Source organism: Steroidobacter cummioxidans (genome assembly GCF_003104955.1).
In genome coordinates, this window is record NZ_LSRW01000048.1 from 19,754 (window position 1) to 38,500 (window position 18,747).

At 61.0% G+C, this 18,747-nt stretch carries 18 protein-coding genes; 10 read left to right on the forward strand and 8 right to left on the reverse strand.

Annotated features, from left to right (window positions below; all coding sequences use genetic code 11):
* Positions 1 to 40 precede the first annotated feature (40 nt).
* The 3 genes from D0550_RS21895 to D0550_RS21905 form a co-directional block, all read right to left on the reverse strand.
* Entirely contained in the window at positions 41 to 1,609 is a 1,569-nt protein-coding gene (locus tag D0550_RS21895; RefSeq protein ID WP_116811323.1) for a hypothetical protein, read from the reverse strand.
* A 221-nt stretch (positions 1,610 to 1,830) separates the two neighbouring features.
* Entirely contained in the window at positions 1,831 to 2,058 is a 228-nt protein-coding gene (locus D0550_RS34965; protein WP_161965977.1) for an FHA domain-containing protein, read from the reverse strand.
* Entirely contained in the window at positions 2,055 to 2,981 is a 927-nt protein-coding gene (locus D0550_RS21905) for an adenylate/guanylate cyclase domain-containing protein (RefSeq protein WP_116811325.1), read from the reverse strand. The genes D0550_RS34965 and D0550_RS21905 overlap by 4 nt, the downstream gene beginning before the upstream one ends.
* Here D0550_RS21905 and D0550_RS21910 point away from each other — a divergent pair.
* Entirely contained in the window at positions 2,932 to 4,410 is a 1,479-nt protein-coding gene (locus tag D0550_RS21910; protein WP_116811326.1) for a M20/M25/M40 family metallo-hydrolase, read from the forward strand. The genes D0550_RS21905 and D0550_RS21910 overlap by 50 nt on opposite strands.
* A 14-nt stretch (positions 4,411 to 4,424) precedes the next feature.
* Here D0550_RS21910 and D0550_RS21915 read toward each other — a convergent pair whose 3' ends face one another.
* Positions 4,425 to 6,674, reverse strand: a complete 2,250-nt coding sequence (locus D0550_RS21915; RefSeq protein ID WP_116811327.1) for a serine hydrolase — start codon at positions 6,672 to 6,674, stop codon at positions 4,425 to 4,427.
* 132 nt (positions 6,675 to 6,806) lie between these two features.
* On the opposite strand from D0550_RS21915, the gene D0550_RS21920 reads away from it, so the two are divergent.
* The gene (locus D0550_RS21920; RefSeq protein ID WP_116811328.1) at positions 6,807 to 7,631 is read left to right on the forward strand and encodes an LOG family protein; all 825 of its coding nucleotides are present in this window, start codon (positions 6,807 to 6,809) and stop codon (positions 7,629 to 7,631) included.
* An 11-nt stretch (positions 7,632 to 7,642) separates the two neighbouring features.
* Here the strand turns inward: D0550_RS21920 and dusA are convergent, their stop codons facing one another.
* Positions 7,643 to 8,632, reverse strand: coding sequence for a tRNA dihydrouridine(20/20a) synthase DusA (gene dusA, locus D0550_RS21925; RefSeq protein ID WP_116811329.1), 990 nt, complete (start codon positions 8,630 to 8,632; stop codon positions 7,643 to 7,645).
* Between the two features lie 572 nt (positions 8,633 to 9,204).
* Here dusA and D0550_RS21935 point away from each other — a divergent pair.
* On the forward strand, positions 9,205 to 9,615 hold the full coding sequence (locus D0550_RS21935) for a hypothetical protein (protein ID WP_116811331.1): 411 nt from the start codon (positions 9,205 to 9,207) through the stop codon (positions 9,613 to 9,615).
* Positions 9,616 to 9,682: 67 nt separating this feature from the next.
* Here D0550_RS21935 and D0550_RS21940 read toward each other — a convergent pair whose 3' ends face one another.
* From D0550_RS21940 to D0550_RS21950, 3 genes are all read right to left on the reverse strand, one after another.
* Entirely contained in the window at positions 9,683 to 9,961 is a 279-nt protein-coding gene (locus D0550_RS21940) for a hypothetical protein (RefSeq protein ID WP_116811332.1), read from the reverse strand.
* Between the two features lie 609 nt (positions 9,962 to 10,570).
* Positions 10,571 to 11,197 (reverse strand): hypothetical protein, encoded by a 627-nt coding sequence (locus D0550_RS21945; protein WP_206606458.1) that lies wholly within the window; start codon positions 11,195 to 11,197, stop codon positions 10,571 to 10,573.
* Positions 11,198 to 11,213: 16 nt separating this feature from the next.
* Positions 11,214 to 11,924 (reverse strand): hypothetical protein, encoded by a 711-nt coding sequence (locus tag D0550_RS21950; RefSeq protein ID WP_153067262.1) that lies wholly within the window; start codon positions 11,922 to 11,924, stop codon positions 11,214 to 11,216.
* Positions 11,925 to 12,084: 160 nt separating this feature from the next.
* Here D0550_RS21950 and D0550_RS34970 point away from each other — a divergent pair, with 160 nt between their 5' ends.
* The 7 genes from D0550_RS34970 to D0550_RS34640 all read left to right on the forward strand — a co-directional run bounded on the left by D0550_RS34970 (position 12,085) and on the right by D0550_RS34640 (position 18,458).
* Positions 12,085 to 12,222: a hypothetical protein gene (locus tag D0550_RS34970; RefSeq protein WP_161965979.1), complete on the forward strand. Its 138-nt coding sequence runs from the start codon at positions 12,085 to 12,087 to the stop codon at positions 12,220 to 12,222.
* Positions 12,219 to 13,184 (forward strand): carbohydrate kinase family protein, encoded by a 966-nt coding sequence (locus D0550_RS21955; RefSeq protein WP_116811335.1) that lies wholly within the window; start codon positions 12,219 to 12,221, stop codon positions 13,182 to 13,184. Before D0550_RS34970 ends, D0550_RS21955 begins: the two co-directional genes overlap by 4 nt.
* 14 nt (positions 13,185 to 13,198) lie before the next feature.
* Positions 13,199 to 14,683, forward strand: a complete 1,485-nt coding sequence (locus D0550_RS21960) for a mannitol dehydrogenase family protein (protein WP_116811336.1) — start codon at positions 13,199 to 13,201, stop codon at positions 14,681 to 14,683.
* A 107-nt stretch (positions 14,684 to 14,790) separates the two neighbouring features.
* Positions 14,791 to 15,537: a ribonuclease H family protein gene (locus tag D0550_RS21965; protein WP_116811337.1), complete on the forward strand. Its 747-nt coding sequence runs from the start codon at positions 14,791 to 14,793 to the stop codon at positions 15,535 to 15,537.
* A 78-nt stretch (positions 15,538 to 15,615) separates the two neighbouring features.
* Positions 15,616 to 15,882, forward strand: coding sequence for a glutathione S-transferase N-terminal domain-containing protein (locus tag D0550_RS36910; RefSeq protein WP_349770732.1), 267 nt, complete (start codon positions 15,616 to 15,618; stop codon positions 15,880 to 15,882).
* Positions 15,854 to 16,186: a glutathione S-transferase C-terminal domain-containing protein gene (locus D0550_RS35585; RefSeq protein ID WP_206606460.1), complete on the forward strand. Its 333-nt coding sequence runs from the start codon at positions 15,854 to 15,856 to the stop codon at positions 16,184 to 16,186. Before D0550_RS36910 ends, D0550_RS35585 begins: the two co-directional genes overlap by 29 nt.
* 262 nt (positions 16,187 to 16,448) lie before the next feature.
* A complete protein-coding gene (locus D0550_RS34640) occupies positions 16,449 to 18,458 on the forward strand; it encodes an InlB B-repeat-containing protein (RefSeq protein WP_153067263.1) in 2,010 nt (669 codons plus the stop codon).
* Positions 18,459 to 18,747: the final 289 nt, after the last annotated feature.

Here is an 18,747-nt window from a genome sequence, read left to right on the forward strand (position 1 = left end):
ACGACTCGTCATCGCAACCCGCCGCACGCCGTGCTAGCAGTTACTCAGCGAGCGACGGCAGCGAGGTGCAGGCCCCGCTGGTGGTGCCGAAATTCGCAGTCGCCGAGTTGCAGGTCCAACCCGCGTACCACGTGTCCGAAGCATCGCGGACCGCGCCGATGTACGGCGTGGTGAGAGCATCGAACTCCGGATCGATCGTCTGCGGATTCACCGCCGTCACGGCCGCCTCGTTCGCGCCATTGACGAACGTGTTGGTCAGCGTCGGAGAGAACGTGGCGTTGTTGTTGGTGCCCGCTTCGAATGTGCTCAGCGCGGTCGCCGCGTTCACGCCGCTACCATCGACGGTAGCCGTGGTGCCACACGACATGACGACTGAGGTGAACGACGGCGGACCCAGCTTGTCGATGGCGGGATCGGTCGCGAGGATGTTCGCGCCAGCCAGGCGCAGACACGCCATCGGGCTCGTCACCACACCGTTCACCAGCGTCGCATCAGCGCCGCCACGGAACAGCATGGCAGCCTGGTTGCCCGTGGCAGGATTGCGATGAACCAAGGTGAAGTTCGCGAGCTTCATGTGAGTACGCGGCGTCTGAGCCTCGAGCGTATTCGCGGAATCGAGCTCGATCATCGAGTCAGCAGCACCCGAGGTCTTCTGTACAGCGATCACGAACTGGAGCGTGCCCTTGTAGCCGGTGTCCACGTCGATGCTGTCGTCATCCGCGCCGGTGACCACGATGTGGCGCATGTGCGGACGGCCGCCGAAGATCTCAAAGCCATCGTCAGAGCTGTTGTGCATCTGGATGTGATTGATGGTCGTGGCATTGCCCACGCCTTCGAGCGTCAGCGCCTGCAGCTCGGAGTTGGCGCCGAGCACATATCCGGAATAGCGGATCTGCACGTAGCTCATCGTGCCGCTGTTGTCGTTCACAGTCGCGCCACCGTAGAGCGCCAGAGCCGCAGAGCCTTCCGTCTGTCGATCGCAATCGACAGCACCCGGCGTCGCCGCGGTACGGCAGTCAGTGATCGGCGCGCGGCCCATCAACACGACACCGCCCCACTGACCCTGAGAGTCATCGGTCGCCAGACCCAGGATGTTGTCACGGCTGGTGAAGACGATCGGCCGCTCAGCCGTGCCGACTGCTTGAATCTTGTTGCCTCGGTTGACAGCGAGCCACGAGGTGCCGGCCTTGCCGAAGATCACGACGCCCGGATCGATGGTCAGAGTAGCCGACGCTTCGTTGGCCGTAGCTGCGGGACCGAGGTCGTTGCCGACGTCAACGCGATCATGCAGGGCGTACAGCAACCCGGGGACGCGAGGCAGCCGCGAGTTCGCGGTGAAACGCGCCGGCAGATCGCAAACACGATAGGTACCCGTCGGTCCGGTGATCGTGCCGGAGTCGGTCAGGCCGATAGGGTTGTCGATGGTGGGGCAGCCGGTAGCAGGCTGGACACCGTCGCCGCCGCCGCCGTTACCCGGATCAGGATTCTGCGCCGGCGGATTGTTGATCGTAATGGGACCGCCCGCGCCCGCCGAGGAAATCTCGTCCGCACCGCAGCCAGCAAGTGCCATCGCGACCGCGCTGGCGATAATCCACTGATATGTTCTCATCTAGTCGCTCCCGACGACGACACACTGAAGGAATGTGTGTAGTTTGTGGGGCGAATATTTCAGTCAGACTACAGTAACGTTGCGGTTTGGCTTATCGAAGGTGAATGTTAAATATTTGCAACATTCACAGCGCAGCAAACCTCAATCCTTGAGACGAGTCTGAAAGGGGCGCGACTGTTACTTATTATTGAGGGCAGCTGCGATCGAGAGCAGCCGCGGTCTTACTCTTCGCAAACGTAGCGAACAGTCAGCGACGAATTGTTCTCGGGGACACGACCGAAGCCGATCAGGCCTTCGCCCTTCAACTGCATGCTGTCGCGACGAACGAAAGCCTCTTCGCCCTCGCGCGTGGTGACGAACGTGCCGTTGGTGCTTTGATCGACCAGCTGAAACTTGTTGCGGACCAGCTCGATCTTGGCGTGCAGGCGTGAAATCAGATTGCCTTTCACGACGATGTCATTCTCTTCGGCGCGGCCGATGGCGATGTTGGCACGGCTTTCGTCGACGACGATTTCCTGTCCTTGAAATCGCAGCCGCAGGCGACGCGCACGCTGTTTGTCGCGACTCGAGGCCGCGGCGCCGAGCGCGATGGCGGGCAACTGCTGGTGGCATCTTCCTTCTGCCAGAGCACTTCGAACAGCTCATCCTCGCTGGTCTTGCCTTTGAGGGTGGCCACGTCGATCTGACGCACGGCCGACTGCCACTCGGGCGCCAGCCGATCGACCATGGCGCTGGTGACCATGATTTGCCCGGCCTTGGCCTGGCTGGTCATGCGGTTCGCCGTGTGGACGGCGGCGCCGAAGATATCGCGGTTCTCGAGCACCACCGGGCCGAAGTGGCCGCCGATGCGGATGGCGATGGGCTGGCCCTCGACCTTCAACTCCGCATGGATGCGGATGTCGTGTTGCATGCGGCTGCCGGCGTTGATGGCGTCGTTCGCGGTCGGGAACGTCGCCATGATTTCGTCGCCAATGGTCTTGATGACCGTGCCGTGATTCTGCTCGGTGGCGGCCCGCATGATCTCCACGCAGGTCAGCACCATGTCTCGGGCGCGAAGGTCGCCCATGACTTCGTAGATTCGCGTGCTGCCGACGACGTCGGCAAACAGAATGGCTAGTTCGATGTCCTTTCCCATGACCCCTTGGCGCTCATCGTCGTCTCCCGCCTCGTCGCCGCCCCATTGGTATCCTTGCTGTTCCGCTTGAGGTTGCCGGCCCGCACCCGAACGGCCGGGTACGGGCGGCAGTATATACGACAACGCTACATAACCCCGCAGGATCCCTACACATTGGGGGGCCGCAGGGACAGAAAAAGGAGTTCGGATGCTCGAAATGCTTCCCACCGGCGCCCCGCGCCGCCCGGCCAGCGCCATCCGCAGCGCCAGCTTTTTGGCGCTTTTGGCACTAACCGTTCAGCTTTCCGCCACCCCGGCGCTCGCGCAAGGCACGCAGATCGCCGATTGGAGCGAGGCGGAACTGGCCACCGCCGGCGCTCTGCGCGACCGCGCCCTCAAAGGCACCTCCGCTTACGACCATGTCAGCTCGCTGGTCACGGAAGTCGGCCCCCGCCTCGCCGGCTCCCCCGGCGATGAGGCCGCGGTGCGGTGGGCCATGAACCGCCTCGGCAAGTTGGGTTTCACGGGGGTGCGCACCCAGGACGTGCTGGTGCCCCGCTGGGTCCGCGGCTCCACCGAGGTCACGCTGTTGGGCCCTGCTCCACAGCCGCTGGTCGCCGCCACCTTGGGCGGTAGCATCGGCACCGGCGAAGAAGGCATCGAAGCGCAGGTGATCGAGGTCGCCTCGCTGGACGCACTGAGCGCGATGCAGGCGGGTGACATCAAGAACAAGATCGTCTTCATCAACGAGCGCATGGAGCGGACCAAGGACGGCTCGGGCTATGGCAAAACCGTAAAGAACCGCGCACAAGGCGCGAGCGTGGCCGGGAATCTCGGCGCCGTCGCCTTGGTGATCCGATCGATCGGTACGTCGGATGAGCGCTTCGCCCACACCGGCCGCATGATCTACGACGTAAATGCGCCCCGCATTCCGGCCTTCTCGCTGTCCAATCCGGACGCCGACACCTTGTCGCGGCAACTGAAAACAAACAAACAACTGCGACTGCGCTTGAAGTCCACGGCCCGCGAAATGCCGCCGGCCTGGTCGGCCAACGTCATCGGCGAGATTCCGGGCACGGACCGCGCCAGCGAGATCGTGCTGCTGGGCGCCCACCTCGATTCGTGGGACCTGGGCCAAGGCGCTCTGGATGACGGCGCCGGCGTGGCCATCGTCATCGAAGCGGCGCGTTTGATCTCGCGCCTGGATCGCAAGCCGTCACGCACGATTCGCGTGGTGTTGTTTGCCAACGAGGAGTTCGGCCTGTCGGGCGCTAGGGAATATGCGCGACTGATCGGCGATGAACATGCCAAGCATGTGCTGGCGATGGAAGCCGATACCGGCGCTGGCCCGGTGATTCGCCTCGAGACCCAAGTGGCACCGGAATCGTTGGGCGCCATCGAGAAGATGCGTGCCGCGATGCTGCCGCTGCCCATCGAAGGCGGCCCCAATAACGCCTCGGGCGGTGCCGACCTCGGGCCGCTGCGCTCGCTCGGCGTACCGGTGCTCGATCCCGTGCTCGATGCCAGCCTGTACTTCGACGTGCACCACACGATGAACGACACGCTCGCCAAGGTAGACCCCAAGGCACTCGACCAGAGCGTCGCGGCTTATGCGGTCGCCGCCTATCTGGCCGCGACCAAGCAAGGCGATTTCGGTCGGCTCGCGCCGGTGCCGTTCAATCGATGAGGTGATTGTACGACTCAGCGAGATTGGCTGGAGCCGATCTCGCTGAAGTCCACATTCATGACGGGATACTGCCGCCATTCTCCGTAGTCAAAGTGCCACCACTCGTTGGCAATGACATCGAAGCCTTCGGCCTCCATCGCATTCTTGAGCAAGTCGCGGCGCCATCGTTGCAGCGAAGTGCCGCCTACATATAGCGGCGACGAGCGCGCCGACGGCTCATCATAACGGCCCGGCATCTCCACGATTTTACCGCTCGCCAGATCAAACAAACTGATGTCCGCCGCGCAGCCGCGGTTGTGTCGCGAGCCCTGGGAAGGATCCGCGACAAATGGCCGGCTCTCTGGTGGCACGGCATCCCAGAACATCCTTGTCACGTACCAAGGTCGATAGCCATCGATCAACACGATGCCAAAGCCCTGCTCGGCCAGCTTGTGATGCGCACGAATCAAACCGCTCGCCGCCGGACGCTGCAAAAAGAAACGCGGCGAATCGTAGAACGGCGCGCCCATGAAGTTCTCAGCCGTCGCGTAACGCACATCGAGCTTCGTGCCCGGCTCGAGCTTGTTGACTTCGACCAACTCCGGCTTGCGCAGCCGACCGGATTGCGACGGCGGTGACATCTTGCGCGCGCCGGCCAGCAAGCCCGAAATGAATGGCGCATTCGCGCGGCTGCGGACTTCAGTCTCAGCTCCAAGATCTCGGCGCGGCATCACCATGCCACTCAAGTTCGCTGCCGCAGCGGCGCCTCGCTCGTCGCGCATAAATCGCAGCTCTTCATTCGCGAACAATCCCGCAGCCGGGAACCGATAAGCGTCCTCCCCTACTTGTTCGAGCTTGAAGTGCTGCGACCAATCGACGCGCGCATATGCCTCACCATCGCGCTCGTAAACGCGCAGGATGTTGTGCGGCCAGCCGTATTCGCCAATGAGACCTGCAAGATCTTCGCGCGGCTCTGGCGGTTGTTCCCAATTCGCACGCCGATAAGTCGTGCCACGAAAAGTAATCGCGCGTGACTTGGTGTCGGCCTGCACTTCATCGCCCGCGACAGCGAGGTCGTCGACAACGAGGCGCTTGCCGCGCTGACGCAACTCNCCCGCCACTCCCGGCGCTTCGAGAAACAGTCGCTGATCGACGATGCGAATGTCGAGGCTGCGAGCGCTGTCGCTGTAATGGCCTTGCAATTGATGCGCGAGCCCGACGGCTACTCTGTTGCTCGGCTCCGATGCTGGCTGACGCTGCTTCGCTCGCGCGGCAATGATCTGCCGTGCTGTGAAATCGCGCACGCGTTTCAGCACAGGCTGCGCGCTGTCGATTGCCATCAATGTGATAACGGCAAAGCCGTCAGCAGGAAACACTGAGAGATCGGAGGTGTAGCCGTAAACGCTGCCACTCAACGAGACGACATCGTGCCGATCCAACACGCCTCGCTCACCGGCAAGCGATGCAGCTTCGCGCCCGATCAACTCCTGCGTGAATCGCGCGAGATCCTTTACGTTGGACTGTGCACCGATTGAAGCCGCAACACCCGTATCGAACACTGCCGGCGCGAAACGCTCGCCGTCGAAGGGTGCCATGGTGGCGTGAGCCAATGACTGCTTGTCCGCTCGCACAGACGTGTGCGTCATGGCTTTCGGAGATAAGACTGTCTCCGCAAGCAGCTGATCGAACGGTTTGCCGCCGACCACTTCGAGTACATGAGCCAGCACGGCGTAGCCCGCATCGGAATGCTTGACCACCGAGCCCGGCTGCGCAACCAGCGCCGTCGCATTCAAGCTCGTGACCGTTTCAGCGAGCGTCGCACCTTCGAGGTCCGCGTAGTTTCCCTTGGGCGGCATGCGTACCAAGCCACTGCGATGTTCGAGCAACTGTCGCAACGTGATCTCGCCACCGAATGTATTGCGCGGTTGAAACGAAGGCAGATAGCGAGTCACGGACGCATCGAGATCTAGCGCACCACGCGTCGCGAGCGATCGCACCAGCTCGGCAGTAAACGCCTGCGTCAAGCCACCAATTCGATAGATAGTGTTCGCATCGACCGGCACTTTCGCTGCAGCGTCCGCGTGCCCGACGCCGCCCGACCAAACCAGACCGTCCCGCGTAACGACGCCGACCATGATGGACGGAATATCGTGAGCGGCACGCTCCTGCTCGGCAACCACCAGTGCCGCCTCGCCCGCCCGTTGCCACACTCCATCGATGTTGGTGGTCGCCGCCGTCGCGATGGCAGGCATCAACGCGGCAGCCATGACTACGGATCGCCACATCTCCTTTCCCTCGTTCTTGTGCCGGCTTGCCCAGAAAGCGTTCGGCGATTCTACCGTGGCGGCGCCCCTGGATTTGCACTGCAGCGCTTTGTTTCGGAGAATCGGTGCTCCACGATCAATGACCGAGACCTGATGAACGACGAAGCCGGCGCGAACGCGCAGATCGAATCGACCAGCTACCTCCTGCCGGTGGAGGACACCAATTTCCTATTGCGCGATGAGATGCGGGCGGTCCGTTTCGCGCTGGAATACGCCAAGGCAGATCTGCTGCTGAAGGACTGGGGCGTCCGCTCGACCATCATTGTCTTCGGCAGCGCCCGGGTCCCCTCGCCAGAACGGCTGCAATCCCTGCAGCAGGCAGCGACGCCGGTCGACGGCCCGCAACTGGAACGCCTGCAGCGGCAATGCGCCTGGTACGAAGCCGCTCGCGAGTTCGGACGCATCGCCAGCGAACGCGGCGGCGCCAAAGCACCCAAGGACCGGTGGAGAGACAACGTGATTGCGACCGGCGGCGGCCCCGGCATCATGGAAGCCGCCAATCGCGGCGCCGCCGAGGCACACGCTCCGAGCATCGGATTCAACATCCGCCTGCCCCACGAGCAATTTCCGAATCACTACTCCACGCCGGAGCTGAGCTTCCGCTTCCACTACTTCGCGATGCGTAAGATGCATCTGGCGATGCGCGCCAACGCCTTGGTGATCTTCCCCGGCGGCTTCGGCACCATGGACGAGCTGTTCGAGCTGCTGACGCTGCGTCAGACCGGCAAGGCGCCCGCAATCCCGATCGTGCTCTTCGATCGCAGCTATTGGCAGCGCCTGCTGAATCTCGACGTGCTGCTCGAAGAGGCGATGATTAGTCCCGATGATTTGCAGCTATTCGACTATGTCGACTCGGCGGAAGACGCCTGGCGCGTGCTCGTCGAACGCGGGCTGCGCACTCCGCTGCATCAGCCGTAAAGCGTTCGAGCTCAGGCCGCGGCCTGCACGATGCGTAGCGCATCGATCAGCAGGTCCGCGCCGGCGGTGGGCTGGCCTGCGCCTTCGGACAGGTAGCGACGCCACGATCGCACTCTGGGCAGGCCGGCATACAGGCCCTGCACGTGCTTCACCATGCTTCGCAGCCGATGGCCCTCTGAGAGTCGGGTGCGCACGTAGTCTGCGTATTGCTGGATCACCAGCTCACGCGCCGGCAGATTCCAGCTCGGATCGAACACGGCTTGCTCGAGCTGCGCTAACAAATACGGATTCGAATACGCCTCGCGCCCGATCATCACGCCGTCGAATGTTTGCAAATGCGTTTGCACTTCTTCGACAGTGCGGATGCCACCGTTCAACACGAATGTGAGATCGGGAAACTCGGCGCGCAAGGCGGCCGCGACGTCGTACTTCAACGGCGGGATCTCGCGGTTCTCTTTCGGGCTCAATCCTTTGAGGATGGCCTTGCGCGCGTGGATGACGAACACATCGCACCCCGCCGCAGCGACCGTCGCAATGAAGTTACGCAGGAACTCGAACTCATCGCCTGCCTGCGGCATGGGTTCGATGCCGATGCGACACTTCACAGTCACCGGCACCTTCACGACATTACGCATCGCGCTCACGCACTCCGCGACCAGCGACGGCTCGCCCATCAAACAAGCACCAAAGCGCCCGCTCTGCACTCGATCGCTCGGGCAGCCACAGTTCAAATTGATCTCGTCGTAACCGACGTCCTCGCCCATCTTCGCCGCGATCGCCAGCTCTTTGGGATCGCTGCCACCCAGCTGCAACGCCACGGGATGCTCGGCATTGTCATAAGTGAGCAGCCGCGCTCCATCCCCTCGGACCAGGGCGGCCGAGGTCAGCATCTCTGTGTATAGGAGCGTGTTCGGGCTGAGCAGGCGTAGGAAAAACCTGAAGTGCCTGTCAGTGTAGTCCATCATGGGGGCCACGCTGATGCGGCGATCTAACTCGTTCATCGATAAGCTCTTTTCAGGAGATCGCCAGTTTAGCCTAACACGACATCAAGGTCATTTCCCGCTGAGCGCCCCCGATCTGGAAACCTTGTATTTGCAGCAATTTCGCTGCCCGCGCGAGCAACTTCGCATGCAGCGTTGGGGTTGGCGGCCCACGGTTAGTACAAACTTGGTACAAGAAACGCGTGCACCAGTTGTGCGGATCGTTTCGGACGCCCGAGCACCAGCACCGCCCGTCACGCATTCATGGAGTCGAAGCGGAAACTGCGCCATCCTGCGGAACCCTGTAAAATCCCATCTATGGACTTGACACCCCTCGCCCGCAAGTACATTTGGTGGCAACCTCCGGAGCGGTCGCTTCGCGACCGGCGCCGATTGATCGCCCAGGTCATGAATATCGGAACGCATGCTGACGTGGAGGCACTGCGCGCCGCGCTGGGCGACGAAGAGTTCAAGCACGCGCTCCGTGAGGCGCGAGCAGGAGAGTTTTCCGAACGCTCGTGGCACTACTGGCAGTTGGTCCTCGGAATGGCCAAGCCCCATGCCATTCCGCCTTTGCCCCGAAGGCAGCTGTCTTGAGTGCTTTCCCGAGGCTCGACATTCTTCCAGCCTCGCAACACACGTTGTGGCCGCATCTCGCGGACGCCAGTCGAGACTCCTTTGTGCTATACGGCGGCTCTGCAGTCGCACTGTATCTCGGACACCGCGAGTCGGTGGAGTTCGATTTCTTCACACATTTGACCTTGGACTACTTAGACGTCGACGCACTGCTGCGGAACGGGCTGAGCTTGTCTTCCGGATTGGCGGGCGCACGGATTCTGTTTCCGGCGTTCGCGCCGCAGGAGTGCCTGAAAGCGTTAACCTACTTTGAGGACGAGTCACTGCGCGATCTGCCGCAAGACCTGGAGGAACGGCTGTTGAATGCAGTAAAGAACGTTCGGTCCCTTCCCATCGTCTCGCTTGCTTCTAGCACCTTGATAGATTGAAAGCTCGACCGCGGTTGACGCGATCCATTGATCTGTTTGCTTCACGAGATGACTATGTAAGTTCGACCTAGACCGTTCCGTCAATACCGAATCGTTTCAGGAGCTCGTGCTGATCCTCCAGAGCTGACAATCGGCTTTGAACGAGCTTGGGGGCCTTTCGTCGATCAACTGCAAACAGATTTGACCGCTTCCGAGCTTCCTCCAGATCCAGATCCCACTCCTCGATCAGTTGCCGCCCCGCGCCGCGGCCGGACAGCCGCTCGCCCTCATGGGTCTCGAGCTCGAGTTCGCCCTTCCGACTGATGTAGCTGAGCGCTGACGCCCCGAGCGGTCGACGCGCCTGCACCGCTGGTCACCTTGACCATCACTTCTGGCACCCGATGAACCGTGCGGGATATGAGCGCGATCTCAGCGGGCGACAGCCGACCCGCTGCGTTGGACCGCGCCGACCGTGGCTCGAAATATCAAACAGAGGCTTCCCACCGAGGGCGTTAACCTTGATCGTCGGCATGCCCCACCTCCCAGGAACGTGCGTTGCCTTTGATCAAGTCCTTGGTGTGAGGACAATCTTGGACACCCATCAATTACCACCGCTCGGATGTGCGCGGTCCGCGCGGTGATGGTCACGCGGCAATTCGAACCTTCCCCTACCCGGCCGCTACCGAGCGGGTAGAGAAGTCGCGGCGATCCCGCGCAACGTCTGCCGCGCAAGATAGTCAAGAGTGCCCCGGCCGGCGCCCATGCGGCAAAAGATTGATGGGTGTCCAAGTATCTTCTGCGACTTAACTGGGCAATTTGCTAGAAATCAAGCAGACCGAACTGCTGTTGGTGTGGTGGGCATACAGTGCTTGCTACCGCTGGAGCAATCCGGTCGGAGCCTCCAGCAGTGGTGGTGGGTGTCCAGGTGAGCGCTACCTCAGGTGAGCGCTGCCTCTCGTAGGACGCCAGTCCGCGACTACCGATTGGCGCAAGATTCAGTGTCTGGGCTAACGTCATCAATGATCGTCCCCAAAATCCACGAGCGCCCGTGGACACAAACAGATTGCCCCCTTTTCCAGCGAGCTTGCTCATAGATCATTCTCTTCAAAGGCAGCATCACTGTCTCATCAGCGCCCTGCCTTCGTAGGCGCAAGTGATACATTGTGCTCCACAAAGGCCCACCTCTCACCTCGATGCTCTCGATAATATACTCACGGGAATAAACTTCCTTAGCCACAAGATCCGTAGCCCAAGCCGGAAATCCAATACTCGTCCACGCAACGCCGCCAGAAATCAGAACCAGACCAAACAGCCCCCACAACGTGCTTTTAACTCGATCCTTTCGAGTTGCGAGCTGCCCCATCCGCAACTCATATCCTGACGACAACAGCTTGCCTCTAAAAAAGAACGAAAAATAGGCCAGTACCGAGGCAAACAGAGGGAACAGTACAAACACGCGCAGCTGAAAAGCCAGATGGGTCTGCAAGTACGGCAACCGCATCCCGGTGACCATCAAAACCCACCACAAAACAGCCGCTGCAAACGAACAAACTGTCACCCTTTTGCTTGGAAGCCGATATGACTTATTGCCCGCTCTACTCATTCTTCTTAATTCCCGTTCAGCCTTCACGTACACGTTCAGTGGCAACCTCCGAGTAAGTGTAGTGGCCAATAATTCCGCCCGCTACTGCACCTACCGGAATGCTTAGGCCAAACGTCCACGGCGCAAGCCACGCACCAACTGCCGCTCCTCCCTGCGCGCCCAAGTACGTGCTACTGATATCGCCCGCAACGTTGGTCACAGCCGCTCCAGCTGCCAGAAGTTTTTGACTGTCTGGCACAGACATCACATAAGCGCCTTGCTCAGCGACAGTAGCTATGTTACCTGCAACGCTCAATCCACTCAGCGCAGTGCCGTATCTTCCAGCTGCCTCAGCCAAAGACAAGGCCGCCCTGCCGTTCGGGTTTCTAAATACTCCTGCGGCATCGTCCAAAGTGTCAGCAACAGCGACGCCAACCATACGTTCCCTCTGTAGCGACAATGCAGACCGCAGAATGTCTTGCGCGTCACTTTTCGCAAGATAAAGCAATCCTGCGCTCGCCAACCCCGGTGCTTCGCCGGCGTATCCACTCCATCTCTCGATATCACTCCAAGTAGCGAAGCTGGTCGCATCACTCTCAGGAATCATCCCAGCAATCGGATTGAGTAGATTTCCCCCACCGATGCCAATCGAGCCAACCATTGGTTGGTCATGGGCGAACTGTGCTTTCGGCGGCCTCACGTTTCTCAGCACCTTATCCAGCGCGATCGTGTCGTTTACAGTCATCACTTGCCGAAGCCCGCCCGAGCGCCCTTGTGTCGTGGCTGCCTGCGGACTCATCCCATCCGCGATCGATGCTATTGCGGACAGCTTGGCACAGAGGAGATCAGGACAGGGCCTGCGTATAGCGACCCTGCAACTTCACAACGTCTGCAAGCGTTATACCTCCGTGGATGTCATCAATGATCTGAGCCTGCAGATCTCGGAGGGTAAGTTCATCGTGTTCGTCGGACCTGGGCGCGCCATCGTACACACCAGCCGTGCACTCGCGCGCAACACACTCCAGTCGCAGCTGGTGCCAGCATGATCCTCGTTTGCGGCGAAGCGCTGATCGACCTGTTCACTACATCGGACAGCGCCTCCGGACCGACACTGAAGGGAACCGTGGGCGGCTCGCCTTTCAATGTTGCTGTTGGTCTGGCGCGGCTCGAAATCCCCGTGGCCTTCTTTGCAGGCATGTCGCTCGATTACTTCGGTGCGCTGCTGGTCGACACCCTGCAGAAGGAGGGAGTCGATACATCTCTAGTAAAGCGTTGCGGGCGGCCGACGCCTCTGGTTCTCGTATCGCCGGATGCTGAGGGTCATCCGAGCTACACATTCTATGCTCACGACTCGGCGGTCCAGGACGTGCAGCTTGCCGATGTACCGCGGCCATTGCCAGCTTCGATAGCGGCGATTGCGCTGGGCTCCTACGCTCTGGCGGTGGAACCCGTGGGAAGCGCGCTGCTTGCCCTGGCGGAGCGCGAAGCACAGCGAATCGTCATCGCACTCGACTGCAATCTGCGGCCGGCGCTAGTGGGCTCGCTTGATTCATGGCGGCAGCGCATCGAACGCTTCGCCCGCTGCGCCTCTATCATCAAGCTCAGTGACGAAGACTTCGCGAGTGGCTGGAGCCGCAGCGCGCAGCCAGACGATCAAGCCGCACATTGGCTCGAGCTCGGCGTGAAGCTTGTAATCATGACTCACGGGCCGCGCGGAGCGACCGCCTGGCATCGATCCGGGCGCGTGACGGTTCCGGCTCCGCCGGTCAAAGTACTCGACGCCGTAGGAGCCGGCGACAGTTTCCAGACAGCCTTGCTGGCGCGACTGGCGCAGAACGGCTTGTTGACGCTACCTGCGTTGTCGACTCTCGATCGAACCGCCATCTCGGACGCCATGCACTACGCGAGCTTCGCTGCCAGCTTGACCTGCGAAAAACGCGGTGCGGATCTGCCTCGGCTCGCGGACATGGGAAAGTTGATGGGCGCCCAACGTTACGGGTCAAAGTAAGTCCAGGGAAAGAAATGCGCCCCACTATTCAGCTCAGTCGTCACTCCCTCGCTCGATTGCCCGCGGCGATTGACCGGCCAGCCTTCGATCCCGCAAGCGTCCGCGCCGGCATCGTGCACTTGGGCCTGGGTGGATTTCACCGCTCACACATGGCTCGATATACCCATGACCTGATGAGTCGGCGTGCCGACTCCCTGCAATGGGGAATCATCGGTGTCGGGCTGATGCCTGCCGATGAGCGCGTGCATGAAGCACTGGCGCCGCAAGACGCGCTGTATACGTTGCTGGAACGTCAGGATTCCGATGAGCGCGCGACGGTGATCGGTTCGCTTGCCGGCATTCTCTATGGCGGCCAATCATCGGCTGCCGTGCTGGACGCGATCGACGATCCCGCCATTTGTATCGTGAGTCTTACCGTCACAGAGAGCGGCTACTGTCTCGACTCGGCCACCAAGCAACTCGACGCAGAGCATGAGTTGGTAAAGCATGATCTCGCCGACCCCGCGCGCCCTCGCAGTACCATTGGCGTCATCGTGGAGGCGTACCGGCGGCGCATGGAGCGCGGCCTTCCGGCATTTACCGCCCTGAGCTGCGACAACATTCAGCACAACGGCGTCGTGCTGCGGGGTGCAGTTCTCGCATTCGCGAAACTCCGCGACCCGCATCTGGCGGATTGGATAGAAAAGAATGGCCGCTTTCCGAGCACCATGGTCGATCGAATCACTCCGCTCACGACCTTGGAGAATGTGAGCTACCTTGCCGCCCACTTCGGAATCGAGGATCGCTGGCCGATGTTCTCCGAAGTTTTCAGGCAGTGGGTAATCGAGGACGATTTCGTGGTTGGCCGTCCCGCTTGGGAAGAGGTCGGCGCGCAGTTCGTGCCCAATGTCGCTCCCTACGAGCTCATGAAGCTGCGCCTGCTCAACGCCAGCCATCTTGCCATCGCCGAACTCGGCCGCCTCGCCGGCTATACTTACATCGACGAAACCATTCGTGATCCAGCCTTGCGGGCCTACATGGCAGCCTTGATGGAGCGCGAGACCGGTGCGACGCTGTTGCCCGTTCCCGGGGTCGACCTGCCGGCGTATCGAGCGCAACTTCTCGAGCGCTTTGCCAACTCCAAGATCAAGGACACGGTCGAGCGCGTCACCAACGATGCGCCGCTGAATTATTTGCTCGACCCGATTCGCGACCGGCTCGACGCAGCGCAGACGGTCGAGCTGTTGGCCTTGGGACTAGCGGCTTGGATGCGGCGGGTGCGTGGCGAGGACGAGTCGGGCCAACCCATCCCTGTCGTTCATCCGCTCGCCTCGCTGCTGCGCTCTCGAGCAATCGAAGGCGGGACTGATCCGAGGCCGCTGCTGGCGATTTCCTCGCTGTTCGGCGAACTGGCCGACAATCAGGCGTTCGTCGCCATCGTGCAAAGGTGGCTGACGCTGCTCTATCGCGCCGGCGCCAAGGCGACGCTGCTACGAGCCAGACAGGTTCTGCATTTCTGAGCTGTGCGTGGCGAATTCGACTTGCCCGTCGAAAGCGCGCCGTACTCATCACGCGGCGCGTGCTTTAGACTTGGCCGCTGATCATCCGATCGAACGAAGGCAGCGCGTTGGCACAGAAATTCTATGTGGTGTGGGCGGGACGGCAGACGGGTGTGTTTACGGACTGGCCCACCACGCATCGACAGGTCGATAGATTCGCGGGCGCGCGCTACAAGTCATTTGCGACCCGTGCGGAAGCGGAGCGCGCGTTCGCGGGCGGTGCGCCTAGGTCCACGTTCGCGCGCCGGGCTGCAAACAAGGCAAGCGAGCAGGCTCCGGTGCAAGCCGACTCATCTTCGTTCGACTTTCGGATCTACTGCGACGGCGCCTGCGATCCCAATCCTGGCCGGGCGGGGTCCGGGCTCGCGGTCTACCACAATGGCAAGCTAGCGCAGCTCTGGTACGGCCTCTACAACCCTGCTGGCACCAATAACACAGCCGAACTCAATGCTCTGCATCGCGCGCTGGTCATGGCGGAAGTCTCCATCACCGCCGGCTCCACAGTGCAGGTCCTTTGCGATTCGACGTACGCGATCAACTGCATTTCGAAGTGGGCCGCGGGTTGGGAAAAGAAAGGCTGGCGCAAGGCAGGCGGAGAGATCAAGAACCTCGAGATCATTCAAGCCGCCTACGCGGTCTACAGTCGCATCCAATCCAAGGTGCACCTGACTCACGTCAGCGCCCATGTGGGCACGCAAGGCAATGAGCTCGCGGATCGCATGGCGATGTTCGCTGTCGAGAGCGGCAATGAGGAGCTGAGCGAGTACGGCGGCAAGATCGATATCCCGACGATTCTGCGCATGCGCGCGGGTTGACGAGCCACCGGGTATACTTCGCGCCCCATGCAGGCGCAGCTCCCCAAACTGTACTCATTTCGGCGCTGCCCCTATGCCATGCGGGCGCGGCTGGCACTCGACGTAAGTTCCCTAGCCTTTGAAGTAGTAGAAGTCGCGTTACGCGACAAGCCAGCCGACATGTTACGTGCGTCGCCGAAGGGCACGGTGCCAGTCCTGATCGACACCGACGGCACGGTGATCGAACGAAAAAAGCCTCGACATCATGCTCTTGGGCTCTGCGCCTTAAACGACCCCGAAGCAATGGTTGGCTCCGGAGCTCGACGATTTCGCAACCATGAGCTCGCTGATCCGCCATTTCGATGAACACTTCAAGGGGCATCTCGATCGATACAAGTATCCGAATCGATTCGTCGGAGCGGATCGAGAGCTCAGCCGCAGCGAAGCGGTAATCAGCCTGCAGTTGCTGGAGTCGCGGCTGCAATCATCGAGCTACCTGTTCGGGAATCGAGTAGCCCTGGCGGACATGGCGATCGCGCCGTTCGTCCGCCAGTTCTCCGCGGTCGATCTACCCTGGTTCGCAAGTCTGCCGCTGCCCAACACAGCGCGCTGGCTGGCGGCAATTCTGGACTCCCCTCGATTCGTACGGATCATGCGGCCGGCAGGCTGAATCGAGAGCAGCAAGCGTCGACGCGGTCAGACAACTCCCTTCTGATGGCATGTCAACGCGGTCCGACAGGCTCTGAAGGGACGGCAATCACTTTATGTGAACCTCGTCGCGCTCCCTCTCGACCTTCCGGGCGACAATCTTCGCGGCCACCGAGCGGAGCACCTGCTGTATCGGAATCGGCGCGAGATATCTGCGCGTCGCTGAAATTTGAAGAATCCGATGGGGGCATTCGCACACACACTGGCACTTTTCTCGGCCTCACATGAACTACAACAAAATCCCGTTGTGCGCCCTCGTATTGCTCACGATGGTGAGTGCATGCAGCGATCATCGTCATGGCCGCCCGCAGCCGGATGACACCCGCTTTGCTTTACAGGTTTCACGAGATGGCGTCGGCGCCGGCACGGTGGCGAGCTCGCCGCCCGGCGTGAACTGCGGAACTGATTGCGCAGAGGCCTACCCCTCCGGAACGGTAGTGACCTTGACTGCGAGCGCAAGCAGCGGCTCTGAATTCTTAGGCTGGAGCGGAGCCTGCGCGGGAACCGGTCCTTGTGCCGTGACGATGGACGCAGCGAAGTCCGTGACGGCTAGTTTCGGCCTTTTGACTCACACCCTGAGTGTCTCCAAGTCGGGTACCGGATCCGGAACCGTGACGACTGCTCCCACGGGAATCAATTGCGGGGATGACTGTGACGAAGACTATGCACCCGGAACCGAGGTGACCCTGACAGCCAGCGCAGATAGCAATTCCACCTTTGCTGGGTGGAGCGGCAGTGGCTGCTCAGGAACCGGCGCTTGCGTCGTGACGATGAGCGAGTCGACCACCATCACGGCTACTTTCAATGCCGCCGCTCAAATCGCGACTCACCACGTCGGCGGGACTGTTGCGGGCCTGGCAGGAACTGTAGTGCTTCAGAACAACGGCACTAACGACCTCTCGATCGCCAGCAATGGCGGCTTCACCTTCTCGAACCCGATCGACGTAAGCGCTGCCTACCATGTGACTGTCTTGGCGCAACCGGCAACTCAAACCTGCTCGATTGCCAGGGGCTCGGGAATCATGGGAAGCGCGGATGTCACCGACGTCGCCGTCACGTGCGTAGACCATCCGACGACCCTCTCGCTATCGGTGAGCAACCTGGCGCTGGCAACCAACTGCGCGCCCTCGAGTGCTTGCGGCACGACCCAGAGCAGCGCTCTGACCGGGACCCCCAGGATAATCACGGTCACAAACACAGGAATCAGTCCAGCCATAAACACCTCGGTGGCCAGCGCCGGTCTGCCCACCGATACTTCGATTTCATCCTCGACCTGTTCGGGATCGATTGCGCCCGGCGGCAGCTGCGCGATCACGATCACACCGGGAAGCATCGCGAGCTCTTCGTGCTCAGCAGGCATCGCCCCGACGCCAGGCACCATCACCGTCAGCGCGGACAACTCCAACACCCTCGTAAGCAACGTACTGGTCTTGACTTTCGGGTGCCAATACCAGGGTGGCTTTGTCTATTCAATCGACGATACGACGGCCAACACAGGCAGTATCGGCGGCAAAGTGGTCTCCCTGGTGGATCAGGCTGCACCTTACATTGGCTCGGGCCCTCAGGCGACGAGCACCATCTGGAGTTCCAACGGCAGTGGATCGTCCCCCGCAAATGTGAGCTTCGACATCATTCCTTTGATCGCAGAAGTCCCCGGTGCGGGCGACTCTTACGCTCAGGCCAAGGGGATGTTCGACAGCTCCTACTCCAATTCAAGCACCTTTCCTTTTCCGCCAGTGAGCGAGTTCGCTGCCTGCAATGGATCAATTGATGGAGCGTGCAATTCCAACAACATCCTGGCGCTCTACCATTCGTATCGCACGGGATATGGAATCGGCGCTTCGCCCTTTACGCTTTCGTCTGGTCCGTCATCCTCGTCAGACTACGCAGCGGGGTTATGCACGGCGACGATCAGTGGCTACTCCGACTGGTATTTGCCCGCGGTTTGCGAGCTCGATGCGGCGAACGGCGCCTGTCCTGCGCAGACCCAAGGCATGTCGGGCCATCTGGCTTTCCTGATTGGCGACCAGAGCGCTTCCACACCTTCTACCTCATGCACTCCACCGGCCGGAACCGATTGTCTTGCAGGCGGATACTGGAGTTCTACCGCGAGCGCTTCGAATCCACAGAACGCTGCGTGGAGCAATATCTTCGATGTGGGTGCGGGGTTTCAGGTGAGCTTCTTCAAGAATCAGCCGCTTGGGGCGCGCTGTTCCCGGGCGTTGACGCATTGATTCGGCCGGGACGCTCGTCGGTCAGATGTTCGTCATGACCGACGCCCCGCCGCGTCGTGCGAGAAAAATGAACCAGCGGCAATGAGGCATCGAGAGTCAACCGACCTATTCCGTGAGTTTTGCCGCTTTCGCAGTCAATATTGAGGCAGCCATTTGCGGATGGGGAAATCGATTATGCGCAGGCATTTGCTCTTGTTGCCGCTCCTCTCCATCCAGGCGTGTACATCTCCTGAAGTTGTACTTGCAGCAAGTGGCGAACACCGATGTCGCGAGGCAATCGGGAAGTCCG

Bases quoted from the DNA above. Each gene is read 5' to 3' on its own strand.
- D0550_RS21955 (WP_116811335.1), top strand. From the start codon at position 12,219: ATGATCCTCGTTTGCGGCGAAGCGCTGATCGACCTGTTCACTACATCG.
- D0550_RS21905 (WP_116811325.1), bottom strand. From the start codon at position 2,981: ATGGCGCTGGCCGGGCGGCGCGGGGCGCCGGTGGGAAGCATTTCGAGC.
- D0550_RS21960 (WP_116811336.1), top strand. From the start codon at position 13,199: ATGCGCCCCACTATTCAGCTCAGTCGTCACTCCCTCGCTCGATTGCCC.
- dusA (WP_116811329.1), bottom strand. From the start codon at position 8,632: ATGAACGAGTTAGATCGCCGCATCAGCGTGGCCCCCATGATGGACTAC.
- D0550_RS21945 (WP_206606458.1), bottom strand. From the start codon at position 11,197: ATGAGTAGAGCGGGCAATAAGTCATATCGGCTTCCAAGCAAAAGGGTG.
- D0550_RS21910 (WP_116811326.1), top strand. From the start codon at position 2,932: ATGCTCGAAATGCTTCCCACCGGCGCCCCGCGCCGCCCGGCCAGCGCC.
- D0550_RS34640 (WP_153067263.1), top strand. From the start codon at position 16,449: ATGAACTACAACAAAATCCCGTTGTGCGCCCTCGTATTGCTCACGATG.
- D0550_RS36910 (WP_349770732.1), top strand. From the start codon at position 15,616: ATGCGGGCGCGGCTGGCACTCGACGTAAGTTCCCTAGCCTTTGAAGTA.
- D0550_RS35585 (WP_206606460.1), top strand. From the start codon at position 15,854: ATGAGCTCGCTGATCCGCCATTTCGATGAACACTTCAAGGGGCATCTC.
- D0550_RS21920 (WP_116811328.1), top strand. From the start codon at position 6,807: ATGAACGACGAAGCCGGCGCGAACGCGCAGATCGAATCGACCAGCTAC.
- D0550_RS21895 (WP_116811323.1), bottom strand. From the start codon at position 1,609: ATGAGAACATATCAGTGGATTATCGCCAGCGCGGTCGCGATGGCACTT.